The organism is Glutamicibacter sp. NPDC087831, from assembly GCF_044742845.1.
Taxonomy (GTDB): Bacteria; Actinomycetota; Actinomycetes; order Actinomycetales; family Micrococcaceae; genus Glutamicibacter.
On the sequence record NZ_JBIUVH010000004.1, the window covers coordinates 151,742 to 166,697 of the forward strand.

A 14,956-nucleotide genomic window follows, 5' to 3' on the forward strand; every position below is an offset into this window, starting at 1 on the left:
TCCGCGCAGTTATTCAGGGGTTATCGACTCATGATTTCACGGAACCGAGTAGAAATGAGGCGGCATCCCAACGATCGATGGCGCAGCCGTTATGCCGTGAAAAGCTCGTATTCACCGTCTCGCCGTGCAGGGTTCCGCTTATTTCGGCCCGTTGCGGTCCACCGTATATTTCGGTGCAGATTTCCTGGGGATCAACTTCTCCGGCAATGGCACCGGGTTCAAGCTCGAGCTGCAAGCAAGCTTTGGATGCGTTCGGCAATGTGCTGGATTCAGCGGCTTGTTCGCCGGTGCATTCCAGGGAGTACTGCTGTGAAATTTCGCTGCCGTCATCGCGAATGGTGATTTCCAATTGGGTCTGCGGCCCCTGTCCGATGCTGGTGGCGCAGGAAGCCAGCGAGAGGCTCACGCAGCCGAGCGCGATACCGGCCGGAATCAGGCGAAGGCCCCGTGCAGTAACCATGGATCAATCTTGCCTGCGGCCGCGAATAAGTTCTAGTCTTCCGGGAAGATTGGCAGGTTGTTGGCGACTTCCAGCAATTGATTGCGCAGCGAGTCGGCACGCTGGGCAAATTCCTTTTGCAATCTCACGTACGCGGCCTTGCCCTCGGGAGTTTCAATGCGGATGGGTTCATGGCCCCAATCGCCCAGATCATAGGGGGACGCCTGCATATCCATGGTGCGAATGTCCCAGGCGAGCTCGAAGCAGTCCATGACCAAGTCGCTTGGCACCGCAGGGGAGAGCTTATAGGCCCACTTATACAGATCCATGTTGGCGTGCAAGCAACCGGGCTGCTCCAGGTCGCGCTGGGTTTCCCTGGTCGGCTGCAGCTCGTTGAGCTCGATCGCCTGGGGAGTGTAGAAGCGGAATGCATCGAAGTGGGTGCAACGGATCTTGTGGGTTTCCACCACTTCGTCGGTTCCCTGCGCACCCAAGCGCAGCGGGAGATATTCATGGCGGATGCCGTTGGCCTCGGATTTGTAGGCCATCGCCCATTCATGCAGGCCGAAGCAGGAGAAGTTTCCTGGCCGCTGCGCGGTGCCGGCCAGAATGATGCGGGCGAACTCGATGGCTCGGGCGCGCGCCTTGCCGAATGCCTCCGCATCGAAGTGGTATCCCGTACCGTGGCCGGTTTGGACTCTGCGGTAGAACTTCCACTCGCCGCGTTCTTGGGCCGCGTCTCCGGCTAGAACCACGTTCATCCCTGGATGCCAGCGGTAGAGCTGGCCCGGCTTTTGCGTGTAATAGGTGAACAGGAAGTCCTCGATGGGATGCTTCTTGCCCTTCATCCGCCGTTCCACGAAAGGTTCGCCAAAGGCCCGAGCCCGTGCTTCATGCTCAGCGGCAGGCGGCATCCACTGCGAGGGTTCCAAAATGGCGGCGGTCAGAGGCATACTTCTAATTATTCAATTCATGGGCCGATGAAACCAGTTTGGTACGCCAACTCACACTTCTCGCAAAGGGGTACGCCATGGAAATCCTGCCTCCCTGGGAACCGCCAATGAGCGGCTCCGACCAGCAGCATCTGTTCGGGATGCTTGACAGGCTGCGCGCCACTTTCAGATACAAGGCCGACGGGCTGGACATCGAACAGCTGGCAACCAAGTTGCCCAGCAGCCAGCTCAGCCTGGGCGGATTGCTCCAGCATCTTGCCCTTGTCGAAGATGAGAAATTCACCTACTTCATTGCCGGGCAACGACCTGAAGTCCTCCTTGGGTTCACTGCCAACGGGCGCGAGCACTTCGTGGTTGATCTGGAAGAGGATCCGGAGAATCTTTATCAACGCTACGACCGGGCCGTGGCCAAAAGCCGGGGAATCCAGCAGTCCGTTATCGAGGAAGGGAAGCTGGACACGGACTCGGGGTTGGCATTCGATGGCAAGCATGCGTCGATACGCAGAATCATCTGCGACCTGATTGAAGAGTATGGGCGGCATGCAGGGCATGCGGATCTCTTGCGTGAAGCCATCGACGGGCGGGTGGGCGAGGATCCTCCCTTCGGCTATCTTCCTGCATGGTATGCCTAGCTTTCTGGTTGCATTGGCAGCCGCTTCGGGCAACAGCCGGCCCGTTAGTTGTCCGCAATCAAGCTCTGTTCAGAAGTTCTTGTTCCTGCTCCAAGTCTGCCGGGGTAGCGTGCTGCAGGAAACCGAGGGATTCATTGCGGCGCCGGACCAGACATTGCGACGGAATTCAGCAATTTCCCATCCTCGGGAACCGGCCTGCCTGAAGCCTCTAGGATGGGGCCATGAACACTGAGCGCTCCAGCCAGCTGCCGGCATCTGCATCCGTTGTCTTCGACTGGTTCTCGCGACCCGGGGCCATGCAGCGGCTCTTGCCGCCGTGGCTTCCGCTGAAGGTCATTGAAGAAGCCGGTTCGCTGAAGGACGGGACGGCCGTGCTGGGCCTTCCCGGCGGAGTGCTGTGGAATGCCAAGCACCAGCCTGAGGGGTTCGCGGAGAACCGCAGTTTCGTCGACCAGCTTGAACCCGAAGGGGTTCGCGGCCTTCCTGCCCGGGTGGTGCAGTGGCGGCATGAGCATTACTTCGAGCCCGCGGGCGCACAGTGCACGACCGTGGGCGACTGCATCCAGTCGAATATGCCAGGACGGCAGATCGAATCGATGCTTGCATACCGCCACCGCCAGCTGGCAGACGATTTTGCCGCACATCAGAGGGCGGCGCAGGCCGGGTTGAAGCCGCTGGTGATAGCGCTGACCGGTTCAAGCGGATTAGTCGGACAGGCTTTGTGCGCCTTCTTGTCCACCGGCGGGCACCGGGTCGTCAAGCTCGTGCGGCACGAGCCGGAATCGGCAAGCGAACGGCGCTGGAATCCGCTGGATCCTGACCCGGGCCTGCTCGATGGCTGCGACGCGGTCATCCATTTGGCCGGAGCCAGCATCTTCGGCCGGTTCAGCCAAGCACATCGGCAGGCAATTCTCTCCAGCCGCATCGAACCGACCCGATCCCTTGCCCTGCTGGCGTCACGTTCAGGTGTCCGGACCTTCATCAGCGCTTCGGCCATCGGATTCTACGGTGCTTCAGCCGGACCGCACCCATTGGACGAGACCGATTCCCCGCGGGCCGGGACTCCGGATTTCCTGGCTGACGTGGTGGACCGCTGGGAACGTGCGGCGAATGCGGGGGACAGCGGCATGCGCCGGGTGCAGATCAGGACCGGTATCGTGCTGAGCCCCAAAGGCGGGATGCTCGCCGTTTTGCGTCCTGTATTCTCCGCAGGCCTGGGCGGTCCCCTGGCAGGGGGAAAGCAGATGCTTTCGTGGATCGGGCTTGATGACCTGCTGGACATCTACCATCGCGCGCTCTGGGATTCGCAATTGACAGGTCCGGTCAATGCGGTGGCACCGCAGCCGGTGAGCAACGCCGAATTCACCAGGGCCTTGGCGCGCGCAGTGAGGCGGCCTGCCATCATTCCGGTTCCTGCCGCGGCTCCCAAATTGCTGCTGGGAGCCGAAGGGTCCCACCTTCTGGCCATGGCTGATCAGAAAATTGTCCCGCGCAAATTGCTCGATGCCGGTCATCAGTTCCGCAATGAGCGCATTGAGCTGGAACTGGCTCATAGCCTGGGCAGTCGTTAGGGGTCGGCGACGCCCGCTGGCGATTCGGAGGCAAAGCAATTATTGTTAGCTTGGCTAGATAAAAGCTAATCTAGGTAATTGCTTGCGACTGCCAGCTCCGGGGAATTTTGCCCATGGCGGCAGTTGCCCGAGAAGAAAGCGTGGACGATCCCGATGGGAAACATGCAGGTAGCGCCGTTTGATGCAGTTGTGCTGATGTCCTTTGGCGGGCCGGAAAAGCCCGAAGATGTCCTGCCCTTCCTGCAAAACGTTACCCGGGGACGAGGGATTCCGGACGAGCGCCTTGAAGAGGTGGGCGAGCACTACTACATGTTCGGCGGAAAATCTCCGATCAATGAGCAGAACCAGGCTTTGCAGCAAGCCGTTCAAGAGGAATTCGCAGCCCGCGGCATCGATACGCCACTGCTCTGGGGGAACCGGAATTGGGAACCGTACCTCACCGAAGTGGTCGGAAACCATGCGCGCAGGCACGGCTCGAGAAGGTTCCTGGCCATCGATACGTCGGCCTACTCCTCATATTCCTCGTGCCGGCAATACCGCGAGGATTTCGCCGGAACTGTGGCGGCACTGCAAGAAGAGGGCCTCGAGGTGGTGATCGATAAAGTCCGGCAGTACTACAATCATCCGGGATTCGCTCATGCGCAGTTGGACTGCGTGCGGAAGGGATTGAAGGAATTCAAGCAGCTCGTCGGCGGCCTGGACCGCAACCGGCACAAGATCCTATATGTCACCCATTCGATCCCTACTGCGATGCAAGAATCATCGCAGAAGTTCACCGCCGGCTACCAGCGGCAGCATGAGGAGCTCATGGCCTGGATTGGCGGGGAACTAGCTGGTGAGGAGCAGCTGGATGCCGAACTGGTGTACTGCTCCCGTTCTGGATCCATGCACACTCCCTGGTTGGAACCGGACATCAATGACCGCATGCGCGAGCTTGCGGAAACTGGAACTGAGGGCGTTCTGGTTGTACCCCTCGGATTCGTTTCGGACCACATGGAGGTCAAATTCGATCTGGATACCGAAGCGGCAGATACCGCGCGCGAGTTGGGGATGGCGTTTCTCCGTGCCGGCAGTGTTGGCACCTCACCGTCGTTTGTCAGCGGCTTGGTCGATCTGGTCCTGGAACGGGCAGCGCAAGTGCGTGGCGAGCAGCCGGAGTCATCGACCATCGCCGGAAGCAAAGCGCTGGGCCCGGGCAGTGGCGCCTGCTCCCTGAATTGCTGTGAAGGCACTACTAGGAAAAATACCGTTCCGAATTGGAGCGCCGGCGTGCCTACAGGCTAGGCCGGCAGCAGGCTGGTGGCCGATCCCGGGAATCCTTTTTCGGCCGGCCATCACGGTTGGCCGACGAATCAGCGAAGCTGGACCGATTGCGGATAGATGCCGGAATCCGTGCGATCCGGATGAAGGAACCGGGTGGAGCTTTGGGGACTGCGATGAATGAATTCTGTCCACCGGATCCGTATTCACTGCTCGCGCGGTCAGCGGACACTTGCGGCAAGGAGCAGTGGCGTCCTAAGTGCTTTCGTCGTCAAAAGGGGCCGGACCGGAGGGTTCTGGCGGTGATGATGCACTCCTGGTCTCGGGTCCCCTTGAGCGGGCAGAATCCGGGAATCCTTGGACAGGCGGCTCTTCGAGTTGATCTCGCAGCGCTTCGCTGATGATCCTTCGAGGATCATATTGCCGCGGATCGAACTTCTTCAGATCCATGTCCGCGAAATCCTCGCCAAGCTCCTCGCGGAGTTGTTCCTGGGCACCAGAGGCGAGTCGGCGCAACTCGCGAATCAGCGTGGCTAGTTTCCTTGCGTAGTCGGGCAATTTTTCAGGTCCGAGCAGCACGGCCGCCAAAATGGCCAGCACGATGAATTCATTGCCATTGATGCCTGCAATGCTCACTGTGAATCACCTCGCTGCAAGGGACGCGGTCAAACGGAATTGGCAGGTGCAGCCCAGCCGGAATACGAAGGCCAACAGCCGCGGGCAAACGGAGATTCGCCTGGCAGCCATCGCGGCATGGCAGGATTTTCCGGTGGCGCGGCCTGCCCTTGGGGCCGGCTCAGCCGCAGAGTTTCTGGTCTGCTTTGCGGCTGTTCACCTTGACAGGCTGCTTTTCTGGCCGCCCCAGGTTTTGGTAATCCTGGCCCAGGATCAATTCGATGCTTTCGACATCGGCGACTGTTGCCTCGATGTCGAGATCGACTGCCTTGGCGAATGCGTCGGCTGTTTTCCTGGCTGCATCAGTATCCGGAATCAGCAGCCGTGTTTGCGCCTGCAAGGACGCCGCGGTAGTGATTGAAGTGACGGTGAAGCCTTGCTCCGTGGCTTCGTTGGCGAATTTGCCGGCCAGTCCGCTCACTCGCGCTGCGTTGGCTATGCTGACAGGAAGCTGCCGGGCGGAGGTTTTCGCCGTGGCAGTTTCTCCTGCATCGGATTCGGAGCCGGATTCGGACTCGGAATCCGGATTCACCGGGATGTCTTGCTTGATGCGTTCAAAGATGAGGGTCGCGTCGGGAGCCGGGACAACCCGGTTGGCGTTTGATGGTGCAGGCTGGGTCGGCATGGTCATGAAGGTGATCTTGTCCGTGGGAACGTCCTTGACCCGCGCAGCCAATCCTGCAAGTTCCGGTAGCGAACTCAGTTCCGGGTCAACGGTCATCGAGGAGGTAATCGCGTCAAGGAAAGAGTAGAGCCGGTCCGGGCGTGCGAGAACTTCCTTGCTGGTGGCACGCTGGACTATTGCGGACATGACCTTCTGCTGGTTTCCGAGCCGAGCGAGGTCGCTTCCATCGCCAACGGCATGGCGGGTCCTGGCCAGGGCAAGCGCATCGGTTCCGTCCAGCTCCTGCAGCCCGGCTGGAAGATCCAGGTTCGCTTTCGGATCGGTCATTGGCTGGGCCAGGCACACGCTGACTCCGTCGAGTGCGTCGATGATTGAAATGAATCCCTCGAAATCCACCTCAATGAAGTGGTTCAGGTGAACTCCGGTGAGCGTTTCCACCGCGGCGACAGAGCATGCGGGACCGTAATTCAGCGCAGAATTGATCATGCCGTATCCTCCGGCATAGGCGCCGGACCCGGTATCCGCGCAGGCCGGGCGCTGCAATACGGTATCGCGTGGGATCTGGACCGCCTCGATGCGCTCGTTGCCTGGCGACAAGTGGACAAGCAGCATGGAATCGCTGCGTCGGGAACCGTTATCCGTGCCGAAGCCGGTGGAGCTGAAATCCCGGCTATCGGAACCGAGCACCAGCAGATTCAGGCCTTCGCTGGAGTCCGGGACATCCGCTTCAGACGCCCTGAGCGCCGAGACGGAAATATTTCCCTGCAGGCGCAGGAAGGCAATGCTGGTCGGCACAACTACTGCTAGCACCAGCGCCGCTGCAATGATGGCAGCTACCCGGCGCCGCGGCCGTTTGGAACTACGCCTGGCAGAGGAAGGTGTTCGTTGGGAATTCACGATCTTGCTCTCCTTGGTAGGACCATGGCCGGATTACCCATCAAGCTGACCACGTGGAACGCCGCTGGAACCAATAGCATGATTGATTAGAGCCATGCATGCAGCGCATGAAAGGCCGATTTCGCGCGCAGGTTCAGGAGAGCGGAAACCGCCTGGAGATCTCTGTCTCAGAGGTATTCGAGGAATTCGCCCAGCGCCGGATTGCGGTATTCTTCGCGGCGGTAGATGACGCCCAGGGGCCTGCTGGCTGGCAAGCTCAGCGGGACCTGCTTGCCGCCGAAGATCACGGCGGTGCTGGCCATGATCCGTGGAACCAAGGTGATGCCGCCGGCGGCGATGCCCAGATGGACCAATGCGTCGCGTTGCGTTGTGGTGATGAGCCGCGGAGCGGTGGCCTTCAAGCTCCGGTAAACTTCGTCGGTGATCTTGCGAATCGAGGTGCCCTGGGGGAGGGTGGCCAGAGTCAGGGAATTGAGCAATTCAGTGCTTAGCCCAGTGTCCGGGTCCACCTCGGTATCCTCGGATACGACCGCCGAGAATTGCTGATCGCGCAGGGATTTGCCGATGAGGTCCGCGGGGATGCGCTCGTTCACGCCAAAAGCCACATCGGCACGATTCAGGCGAAGCGCATCGGCAAGCTGCTCGTCGTCCTCCACGCTCAGGATCTCTACCCGGACACCGGGGTGCTGGCGATGGAAGGGGCCGATGTACTCGGGCATGATTCCTCCAACCAGGGAGGGCAACCCCGCGATGCGCAGGGATCCGGTGGCCAATGCACGCGTGGAGGAGGCGATGGTTCCGATCGCGGCGACTTCACGCAGTGCCCGGCGGCCGGCAGGAATGATGCTCCGGCCAACCTCGGTCAGCACCATGTCCCTTCCAGCGGCCCGGAACACGGGCATGCCAAGAGTGCGCTCCAACGCGCTAATGCGCCGGGACAAGGAGGGCTGGGAGATGCCAAGGATATCCGCGGCGGCGGTGAAGGAACCATAGTCCACAATCATGACAACCGCTTCGAGCTGGGCTAGGGAGATGCTGTTGTCCAGAGGTTCTCTTTCCATGCGCTGGAGCCTTCCTTTGCGTCGGGAGAAGACGGTCGAATTCGCGGTGTGGCCCAGTGGCGTGTCCATCCGGTCCAGGGGAAGCACGCGCTGTGCACGTCTTGCCCTGCCTCCAGTTTTTCACGGGAAACTGTGCTTGCTGAACCGGCGCCCTGTGCAGACCGTCAATGGCTGGCGGGAAGAAGCAACTGGGTGCTCGAATAGCTGCATGCGGCAGCCTCCGGCGGGCTGCCAACAGGGTCAGCCCGGGTTAAACACCGGACTCCGTGCCACCCGCTTGGAAATGTCCGGGTGGCACGGAGCCTGGCTGACGACGGACCTTTGGTCCTGGGGCGTTAGCCCATGTGGATGACACCAAGGAGCATGCCCGAAGCGAGCATGACCAAGGAGACCACCAACGCACGCCACAGCACCTTCTTGTGGTGATCGCCCAAGTCCACACGAGAGAGCGACACCAGCAGCAAGATGGCTGGAACGAGCGGAGACTGCATGTGCACTGGCTGTCCGGTGATGGAGGCGCGAGCCATATCCACCGCTGGTACACCGAAATGCGCGCCGGCTTCGGCGAGAACTGGCAAGACGCCGAAGTAGAAGGCGTCATTGCTCATCAGGAAGGTAGCTGGAATCGAAATCAGCCCGGTCAGTACTGCCATGTATGGACCCATGGAGGTAGGAATGACATCCACCAGCCACTGGCTCATGGCATCAACCATGCCGGTGCCGGAGAGCACGCCGGTGAGCACTGCCGCGGCGAGCACCATGGAGACCACGGCAATGATTTCGCTGGAGTGCGCGGCGATCATCTTCACCTGGTCGGAGACCTTGGGGAAGTTGACGATCAAGGCGATCGCGGTACCCACCATGAACAGGTAGGGCAACGGAGTGACATCGACTACCAGCAGCACCATGATGGCGACGGTCAGCGCCAGGTTGAAGTAGAAGGTCTTGGGGCGCAGGGTCTCGCGATCCGGATCCAGGACGGTGCCGTCCAAGGTGGAAGCTTCGGTGCCATCGCCCTTGCGAGCCACGGATTCCAGTACGGCCAGGTTGCCTCCGGCAGGGGAAGTGCCAGCAGGGCTCTTTCCTCCGGTTGGGGTGGAAACGTTGCCGCCACCGAGTTCGGTGCCCCAGATTTCCGGACGCTCGCGCTGCAAGCGGCGGCGTTCGGATACGCCCATCTGCCATGCGAACAGGGCAATGACAATGAGGGAAATTCCCAGCGCAGGGAGCATCGGCACGAAGATTTCCGAGGCGTCAACACCTAGTGCCGCTGCCGCGCGGGCCGTTGGGCCGCCCCAGGGAACGATGTTCAGCGTGCCATTGGTCAGGCCTGCAACACAGGTCAGGACCACTGGGCTCATGCCCAGGCGCTGGTAGATCGGCAGCAGTGCCGCGGTAACCACAATGAAGGTGGTCGAGCCATCCCCATCGAGGGAAATTACGGCGGTGAGCAGCGAAGTGCCCATGACGACCTTGGCAGGGTCGTTGCCCACTAGCTTCTGGATGCCGGAGACCAATCGGTCGAACAAGCCGACGTCGATCATGATGCCGAAGTACATGATGGCGAACATCAGCAGGGCTGCGGTACTGGACATGTCCTTGACCGCGTCCATGACCATGTCGCCAAGGCCGAATCCAGCACCGGTGAACAAGCCGAAGATGGTTGGAACCAGAATCAATGCCAGCAGCGGCGTCATGCGTTTTGTCATGATCAGCACCATGAAGGTGGCGACCATGAGGAATCCGAGTACAACGAGCATTGACCCGACCTCCATTTCAGTGTGAGTGAATCCTTAGTCCCCACAAGCTAGGAGGGGCACCCATTCAAGGTACGTGTCGGTGCTCACTTTGCGCGTCTTGTGCTTATTGTTGAAGGCTTAAGTTCTTTGCCAACTTTTTGCTCATTAAAATCACGAGAGTGGAAAGATGGGTTTATGCTGGGTGGCATGTTCCGTTCTGGCGCCGGCACCCGGCATTTCGCATCACGCATCATGCGGCTTCAATTCCTGGTCGTAGGTGTGCTGATTGTTCTCGTTACTGCCGGAACGCTTTTCGCCAGCTATGACCGCGTCTATTCGAAAGCCGAGGATACCTCGCTGACCATAGCTCGTTCGGTCGCCGTCTTGCCGGAAGTAGTTGAGCAGGTCTCGCACTATGCAAAGCTGGACAAACTGGAAGCCAAGGAGCTCGCCGATGGAAAACTGCAGCAACTGGCTAACGCTGTCATTGGGCAAGAGCAAGCGTATTTCGTGGTGATTACCGAGGACCGCGGACTGCGCTTGAGCCATCCGAACCCCGAGGAACTGGGCCAAATGGTTTCTACTGACCCGGTGGCGTTGGAAGGCATTGAAGCGGTCTCCCGGGAACACGGAACCCTTGGTGAATCGGTGCGTGCCAAGGTCCCGGTCTACAGTACCGCGGGTGCGGTCATCGGAGAGGTTTCCGTGGGCGTGACCACTGACTCCTTGACCGGGGCGCTGCTTGAGTCCTTCGCCTGGATTGTATTGCTTGCGGCGATTTGCGCAGCCTTGGCAGTGCTTGCCGGACGAGTCACCGTACGCCGTTTGAAGCGCCAGACCCTCGGGCTGGAACCGGCCGAAATTGCCCAGCTTGTCAGGGACCAGCAGGCCGTGCTCTACGGTGTTACCGAAGGTGTCATGGGCATTGGCGCAGATAGCCGGATTACCGTGCGCAACAGGGCTGCCAGGCAATTGCTGGGACTGCCGCACCGCACCGAATTGGAAGACGTGGTCGGCCGCCACTTTGAATCCGCTGGATTGGATCACCGGCTGGTCAGGGCGATCAAGGAATGCGACCCGGCACCGGTGCGCTTTGCGGCCAATGGCAACTCGCTCATAGCCCGCGTGACCAAGGTCGACCGTGACGGAGTGGACCTCGGACTGGTCGTGCTGCTCCATGATGTCACCACCCTTGAAGCGCTGGGCACCAAACTCGATGCAGTCCAGGACATGGCCGATGCGCTGCGCGCCCAGCGCCATGAATTCGCCAACCGGATGCACGCAGTCCTCGGGCTGATCAACTTGGGCAAGATCGAACAGGCAGAAGACTACCTGCGTGAGGTGATGGAATCCGGGCCGAAGATCGCTCAGGTTCCCGGGCTGGAGGCCATCCAGGACGCTTACCTCTCGGCTTTTATTTCGGCGAAGGCGGTGCGCGCCCACGAACAAGGCATAGAACTGAGAGTGTCTGCCCAATCCATGCTTTTCGGACACATCGCCTCGGCCCACGATGCCCAAGACGCCACCGCAGTCCTGGGGAATCTGCTGGATAACGCCTTCACTGCAGCTCTTTGCACAGATGCAGAACCCTGGGTAGAAATCGACTTGCTCTCCGAAGGGAGCACCTTGCACATCGCCGTGGCCGATTCTGGACCCGGCATTACCACCGACGAGGATATCTTCGCCCGGGATGTCAGCACCGGATCCCATCTGGGTGGCGATCATGGGCATGGCGTCGGATTGCCGCTGATCAGACGGCTCGCCCAAGCCCGCAGCGGGGACGTCTGGATAGCGGACCGCGGGACGGATGGTTCCGGGGCGGTTATCGCAGCAAGATTGCCGGCGGTACTGGTCGAGCCAGCCAATACGGAAAACGACGAGATTGAAGGAGCGCAACATTGAGCGAGAATTCCAGTGGCAACTACCGGGTGCTAATTGTCGATGACGATTTCCGGGTAGGAGAGCTGCACGCTGAGATGGTCAACGCCATTCCCGGGTTCCAGGCCCTGGAGCCAGTGCAGGATCCGCGTGTTGTGCCCAAAATGGTGCAGAGCCTGAAACCTGATCTGGTATTGCTGGATCTCTACCTGCCGCATGTCAGTGGAATCGAGCTGCTGAGAGAACTCGATGTTGATGCGATCATGATTTCCGCGGCGATTGAACCGAAGAATATTGACAAAGCGCTGCGCTCGGGAGCACTGGCGTTCATCATCAAGCCCTTTGAGGCCAAGACCCTGGCCGCCAAGCTCAAAGGCTGGGCTCGCTATCGTCGCCAATTGACCGGGACCGCGGAGTTCAACCAGCAGGGCGTGGACCGGTTGTACCGGGCGCTCCAAGGGGGCGAAGAAACTAACGCATCGGTGGGTGCCGCCCCCACCGAACAGGCAGTTCTTTCCTGCGTCAAGGACGCTACCGAACCCATGAGCGTCGCCGAGGTCGCGGAGGCAATTGGGGTTGCCCGTGCGACAGCGCAACGGTATTTGGCGGCGCTGGTGGCCAATGAATCCCTGGAGCTGCAGCTTGGATACGGAACCCGTGGCCGTCCCGAGCACCGTTACGTGGCACGCTAGCGGCTCGGCCTCCTAGGTTGCGTCCCAGACCTTTCGGTAGAACGACACCTTCCGCTCATCGGGTTCGATTCCGTACCCGGCGTAGACATGCTGTTCGAAACCAGGCCCGTAATTCCACTCGGTGCTCCATGCGGCAACGGCGAGATCCGCCCAGCGGTCTCCGACACCCAATTTCCCCATATCCACATGCGCGCTGAAATCATGGCTATCGGTGATGATCGTGTTGGGCAGGCAAGCATCGCCATGGCAGACCACAAGATCAAGCTCCGGGATTTCAGCCAGCAAAGCAGCTTGCTCCCGGGCAGGCAGGTGCTGGATGCGGGATTCCAGATCCCAGCTGAAGGGGCACTGGTCGACCGGCAGCCGATCGTGCAGGTGGCGCAGACCGGCGCCCACTGCAAACGCGGATCGCGCCGGATCGCTTTTGCCAAGCTCGCTGACTGCACTGTGCCCGGGCAATGCTGCCGTGACGAGCAGCTGGCCGTCAGCATGCTGTCCGCAGCTGAGCACTTCGGGGACTCTGATGAATTCTCCCGCCCACCGCATGCGCAGGGCTTCAGCCAGGAGATCGCCGTCCTCTGCGGGAGGGCATCCCGGCGACCACTTGGCGAAGCGCATCTGCTCGCCCTGTCCAATCCGGTATGTTATCCCGCCTAATGCTTTCTGCCAGATACCCTCGATTTCCGCCTGGCCGGCTGCAGTGCGCACAGCCGGAGGAATTGGGTGGCCAGCCGCCGCCGGGCCAGAAATGACTTGAGGTGAACTCATTTTTCCAGTCTGCCAGTAATGGGCGTGCTTTGGAGTTCAGGATCTCTGGATTCGTGGTGTGGACTGGACACGAATGATTTCTCTTGGTGTTCATCTGGGCTCAAGGAAATGGCTGATCAAGTCGTGAACACTGAATCCCATGAATAATATTTCGCGACGCAAATTGCTCACCGGCGCCATTGGTGCAGGTGCATTGGCCTTGGTTGGGCCCACTGGAGCAGCGCTGGCTTCCAGCAGTCCCCGACTCGTGCGTTCCCGCCTGGGATTGACCAGCGGATTTTCCATGGGGGATGTCTCTGCCAGCAACGCCGTACTCTGGGCTCGCAGCTCCGGGGAAGGCCGCTTGCGCGCGCAGCTGCGTGCGGTGGACGAAGCAGGGGAAATCATCCGCGGCCGTGGATCCTTCGCCAAGACTTTGCGCGGTGCCTACGCCCGCGAGGCCACTGACTTCACTGCAAAGATCAATGCCGAGCATCTGCCTGCCGGTACCCGTTTCGCAGTCAGCATCGGTTTCGAGGACGATAACGGCACCCTTGGCGAGACTCAGAACGGCTGGTTCAGCACCGCACCGGCGTTGACCGGTCGCCGCAACCACGACGCCTCCCGTGCCCAGAGTTTTGTGTGGTCCGGCGACACCGCTGGCCAGGGCTGGGGCATCAACGAAGAAATCGGTGGCATGCGCGCCTACGCGGCCATGCATGCAACCAAGCCGGACTTCTTCGTGCACAGCGGCGACACCATCTACGCCGACGGTCCGATTGCCGCAGAAGTTGTGGAACCGGACGGCCAGATCTGGCGCAACTTGGTCACCGAGGAAGTCTCCAAGGTGGCCGAGACCCTGGCCGAGTACCGTGGGCGGCACCGCTACAACCTGATGGACCACAATGTGCGTGCCATGTATTCAGAGGTTCCGGTGATTGCCCAGTGGGATGATCACGAGACCCATAACAACTGGTGGCCGGGTGAGGTCCTCGAAGATGAGCGCTACACGGTGCGCGATATCAACACCCTTGCCGCCCGTGGCCGCCAGGCCTGGCAGGAATACCAGCCGATCGCCGACCCGCGCGCCATGCGCGCAGGCACCGGATTCGAGGCGGCACGCATCTACCGCAAAATCTCGCGTGGTCCAGCAATGGACCTGTTCGCATTGGACATGCGCAGCTACAAATCCGAGAACACCACCGGAATGGAAGAGAAGTCCACTTCAATTCTCGGCGAAGAGCAGCTGAATTGGCTAGTCGATTCCTTGGCTAAGTCCAAGGCAACCTGGAAAGTCATTCTCAACGACCTGCCGCTGGGCATCATTGTTCCGGACGGCAAGGCGCAGGAATCAATTTCCAATGCAGACCACGGCGCACCACTAGGCCGCGAGCTGGAACTTGCCCGCCTGCTCAAGGCCATCAAGGACCGCGGCATCAAGAATGTCGTCTTCCTGACCGCGGATGTGCACTATTGCGCGGCGCACCACTACTCTCCAGAGCGTGCTGCCTTCAGCGAGTTCAATGAGTTCTGGGAATTCGTGGCCGGTCCAGTCAATGCCGGTTCCTTCGGGCCGAACCAAATGGATGGCACTTTCGGACCACGTGTGGACTTCTCGCTGGCTGGCAGCACCAACCAGTCGCCGCGCGAAGGCAAGGGCCAGTTCTTCGGCCACGTCGAGCTGGATGAGCAGGACCTGTTCACCGTCACGCTGCGCAATGGCTTGGGCGAAATCGTCTATACCAAGACACTGGAACCGAATAAATAGCAGTTAATAGGGAGAACGC

General features: G+C 60.4%; 13 protein-coding genes. 6 read left to right on the forward strand and 7 right to left on the reverse strand.

Annotated features, from left to right (window positions below; all coding sequences use genetic code 11):
• Positions 1-28: 28 nt before the first annotated feature.
• Complete coding sequence (locus ACIOJF_RS13695; protein WP_388024563.1) at positions 29-460, reverse strand: hypothetical protein; 432 nt, start codon at positions 458-460, stop codon at positions 29-31.
• 32 nt (positions 461-492) lie between these two features.
• The gene (locus ACIOJF_RS13700) at positions 493-1,392 is read right to left on the reverse strand and encodes a 3-methyladenine DNA glycosylase (protein ID WP_105662398.1); all 900 of its coding nucleotides are present in this window, start codon (positions 1,390-1,392) and stop codon (positions 493-495) included.
• Between the two features lie 77 nt (positions 1,393-1,469).
• Between ACIOJF_RS13700 and ACIOJF_RS13705 the strand changes: the two genes are divergently transcribed.
• The 3 genes from ACIOJF_RS13705 (at position 1,470) to ACIOJF_RS13715 (ending at position 4,879) form a co-directional block, all read left to right on the forward strand.
• Positions 1,470-2,024 (forward strand): DinB family protein, encoded by a 555-nt coding sequence (locus ACIOJF_RS13705; protein ID WP_105662399.1) that lies wholly within the window; start codon positions 1,470-1,472, stop codon positions 2,022-2,024.
• A 221-nt stretch (positions 2,025-2,245) separates the two neighbouring features.
• Entirely contained in the window at positions 2,246-3,595 is a 1,350-nt protein-coding gene (locus tag ACIOJF_RS13710; RefSeq protein ID WP_105662400.1) for a TIGR01777 family oxidoreductase, read from the forward strand.
• 153 nt (positions 3,596-3,748) lie between these two features.
• A complete protein-coding gene (locus ACIOJF_RS13715) occupies positions 3,749-4,879 on the forward strand; it encodes a ferrochelatase (protein WP_400291172.1) in 1,131 nt (376 codons plus the stop codon).
• A 231-nt stretch (positions 4,880-5,110) separates the two neighbouring features.
• Here the strand turns inward: ACIOJF_RS13715 and ACIOJF_RS13720 are convergent, their stop codons facing one another.
• The 4 genes from ACIOJF_RS13720 to ACIOJF_RS13735 all read right to left on the reverse strand — a co-directional run bounded on the left by ACIOJF_RS13720 (position 5,111) and on the right by ACIOJF_RS13735 (position 9,873).
• Positions 5,111-5,491, reverse strand: coding sequence for a twin-arginine translocase TatA/TatE family subunit (locus ACIOJF_RS13720; RefSeq protein WP_402741750.1), 381 nt, complete (start codon positions 5,489-5,491; stop codon positions 5,111-5,113).
• Positions 5,492-5,651: 160 nt separating this feature from the next.
• A complete protein-coding gene (locus tag ACIOJF_RS13725) occupies positions 5,652-7,052 on the reverse strand; it encodes an LCP family protein (RefSeq protein ID WP_146112293.1) in 1,401 nt (466 codons plus the stop codon).
• A gap of 167 nt (positions 7,053-7,219) precedes the next feature.
• Complete coding sequence (locus ACIOJF_RS13730) at positions 7,220-8,113, reverse strand: LysR family transcriptional regulator (RefSeq protein WP_402741751.1); 894 nt, start codon at positions 8,111-8,113, stop codon at positions 7,220-7,222.
• Between the two features lie 335 nt (positions 8,114-8,448).
• Positions 8,449-9,873 (reverse strand): CitMHS family transporter, encoded by a 1,425-nt coding sequence (locus ACIOJF_RS13735; protein ID WP_105662403.1) that lies wholly within the window; start codon positions 9,871-9,873, stop codon positions 8,449-8,451.
• Positions 9,874-10,059: 186 nt separating this feature from the next.
• Between ACIOJF_RS13735 and ACIOJF_RS13740 the strand changes: the two genes are divergently transcribed.
• Both ACIOJF_RS13740 and ACIOJF_RS13745 read left to right on the forward strand, forming a co-directional pair.
• Positions 10,060-11,754 (forward strand): ATP-binding protein, encoded by a 1,695-nt coding sequence (locus tag ACIOJF_RS13740; RefSeq protein ID WP_402741752.1) that lies wholly within the window; start codon positions 10,060-10,062, stop codon positions 11,752-11,754.
• The gene (locus tag ACIOJF_RS13745) at positions 11,751-12,422 is read left to right on the forward strand and encodes a response regulator (protein ID WP_105657990.1); all 672 of its coding nucleotides are present in this window, start codon (positions 11,751-11,753) and stop codon (positions 12,420-12,422) included. The genes ACIOJF_RS13740 and ACIOJF_RS13745 overlap by 4 nt, the downstream gene beginning before the upstream one ends.
• 12 nt (positions 12,423-12,434) lie before the next feature.
• Here the strand turns inward: ACIOJF_RS13745 and ACIOJF_RS13750 are convergent, their stop codons facing one another.
• The gene (locus ACIOJF_RS13750; RefSeq protein ID WP_402741753.1) at positions 12,435-13,190 is read right to left on the reverse strand and encodes a phosphotransferase; all 756 of its coding nucleotides are present in this window, start codon (positions 13,188-13,190) and stop codon (positions 12,435-12,437) included.
• A gap of 139 nt (positions 13,191-13,329) precedes the next feature.
• Here ACIOJF_RS13750 and ACIOJF_RS13755 point away from each other — a divergent pair, with 139 nt between their 5' ends.
• The gene (locus ACIOJF_RS13755) at positions 13,330-14,937 is read left to right on the forward strand and encodes an alkaline phosphatase D family protein (RefSeq protein WP_402741754.1); all 1,608 of its coding nucleotides are present in this window, start codon (positions 13,330-13,332) and stop codon (positions 14,935-14,937) included.
• Positions 14,938-14,956 lie beyond the last annotated feature (19 nt).

Bases quoted from the DNA above. Each gene is read 5' to 3' on its own strand.
- ACIOJF_RS13695 (WP_388024563.1), bottom strand. From the start codon at position 460: ATGGTTACTGCACGGGGCCTTCGCCTGATTCCGGCCGGTATCGCGCTC.
- ACIOJF_RS13700 (WP_105662398.1), bottom strand. From the start codon at position 1,392: ATGCCTCTGACCGCCGCCATTTTGGAACCCTCGCAGTGGATGCCGCCT.
- ACIOJF_RS13705 (WP_105662399.1), top strand. From the start codon at position 1,470: ATGGAAATCCTGCCTCCCTGGGAACCGCCAATGAGCGGCTCCGACCAG.
- ACIOJF_RS13710 (WP_105662400.1), top strand. From the start codon at position 2,246: ATGAACACTGAGCGCTCCAGCCAGCTGCCGGCATCTGCATCCGTTGTC.
- ACIOJF_RS13715 (WP_400291172.1), top strand. From the start codon at position 3,749: ATGGGAAACATGCAGGTAGCGCCGTTTGATGCAGTTGTGCTGATGTCC.
- ACIOJF_RS13730 (WP_402741751.1), bottom strand. From the start codon at position 8,113: ATGGAAAGAGAACCTCTGGACAACAGCATCTCCCTAGCCCAGCTCGAA.
- ACIOJF_RS13735 (WP_105662403.1), bottom strand. From the start codon at position 9,873: ATGCTCGTTGTACTCGGATTCCTCATGGTCGCCACCTTCATGGTGCTG.
- ACIOJF_RS13740 (WP_402741752.1), top strand. From the start codon at position 10,060: ATGTTCCGTTCTGGCGCCGGCACCCGGCATTTCGCATCACGCATCATG.
- ACIOJF_RS13750 (WP_402741753.1), bottom strand. From the start codon at position 13,190: ATGAGTTCACCTCAAGTCATTTCTGGCCCGGCGGCGGCTGGCCACCCA.
- ACIOJF_RS13755 (WP_402741754.1), top strand. From the start codon at position 13,330: ATGAATAATATTTCGCGACGCAAATTGCTCACCGGCGCCATTGGTGCA.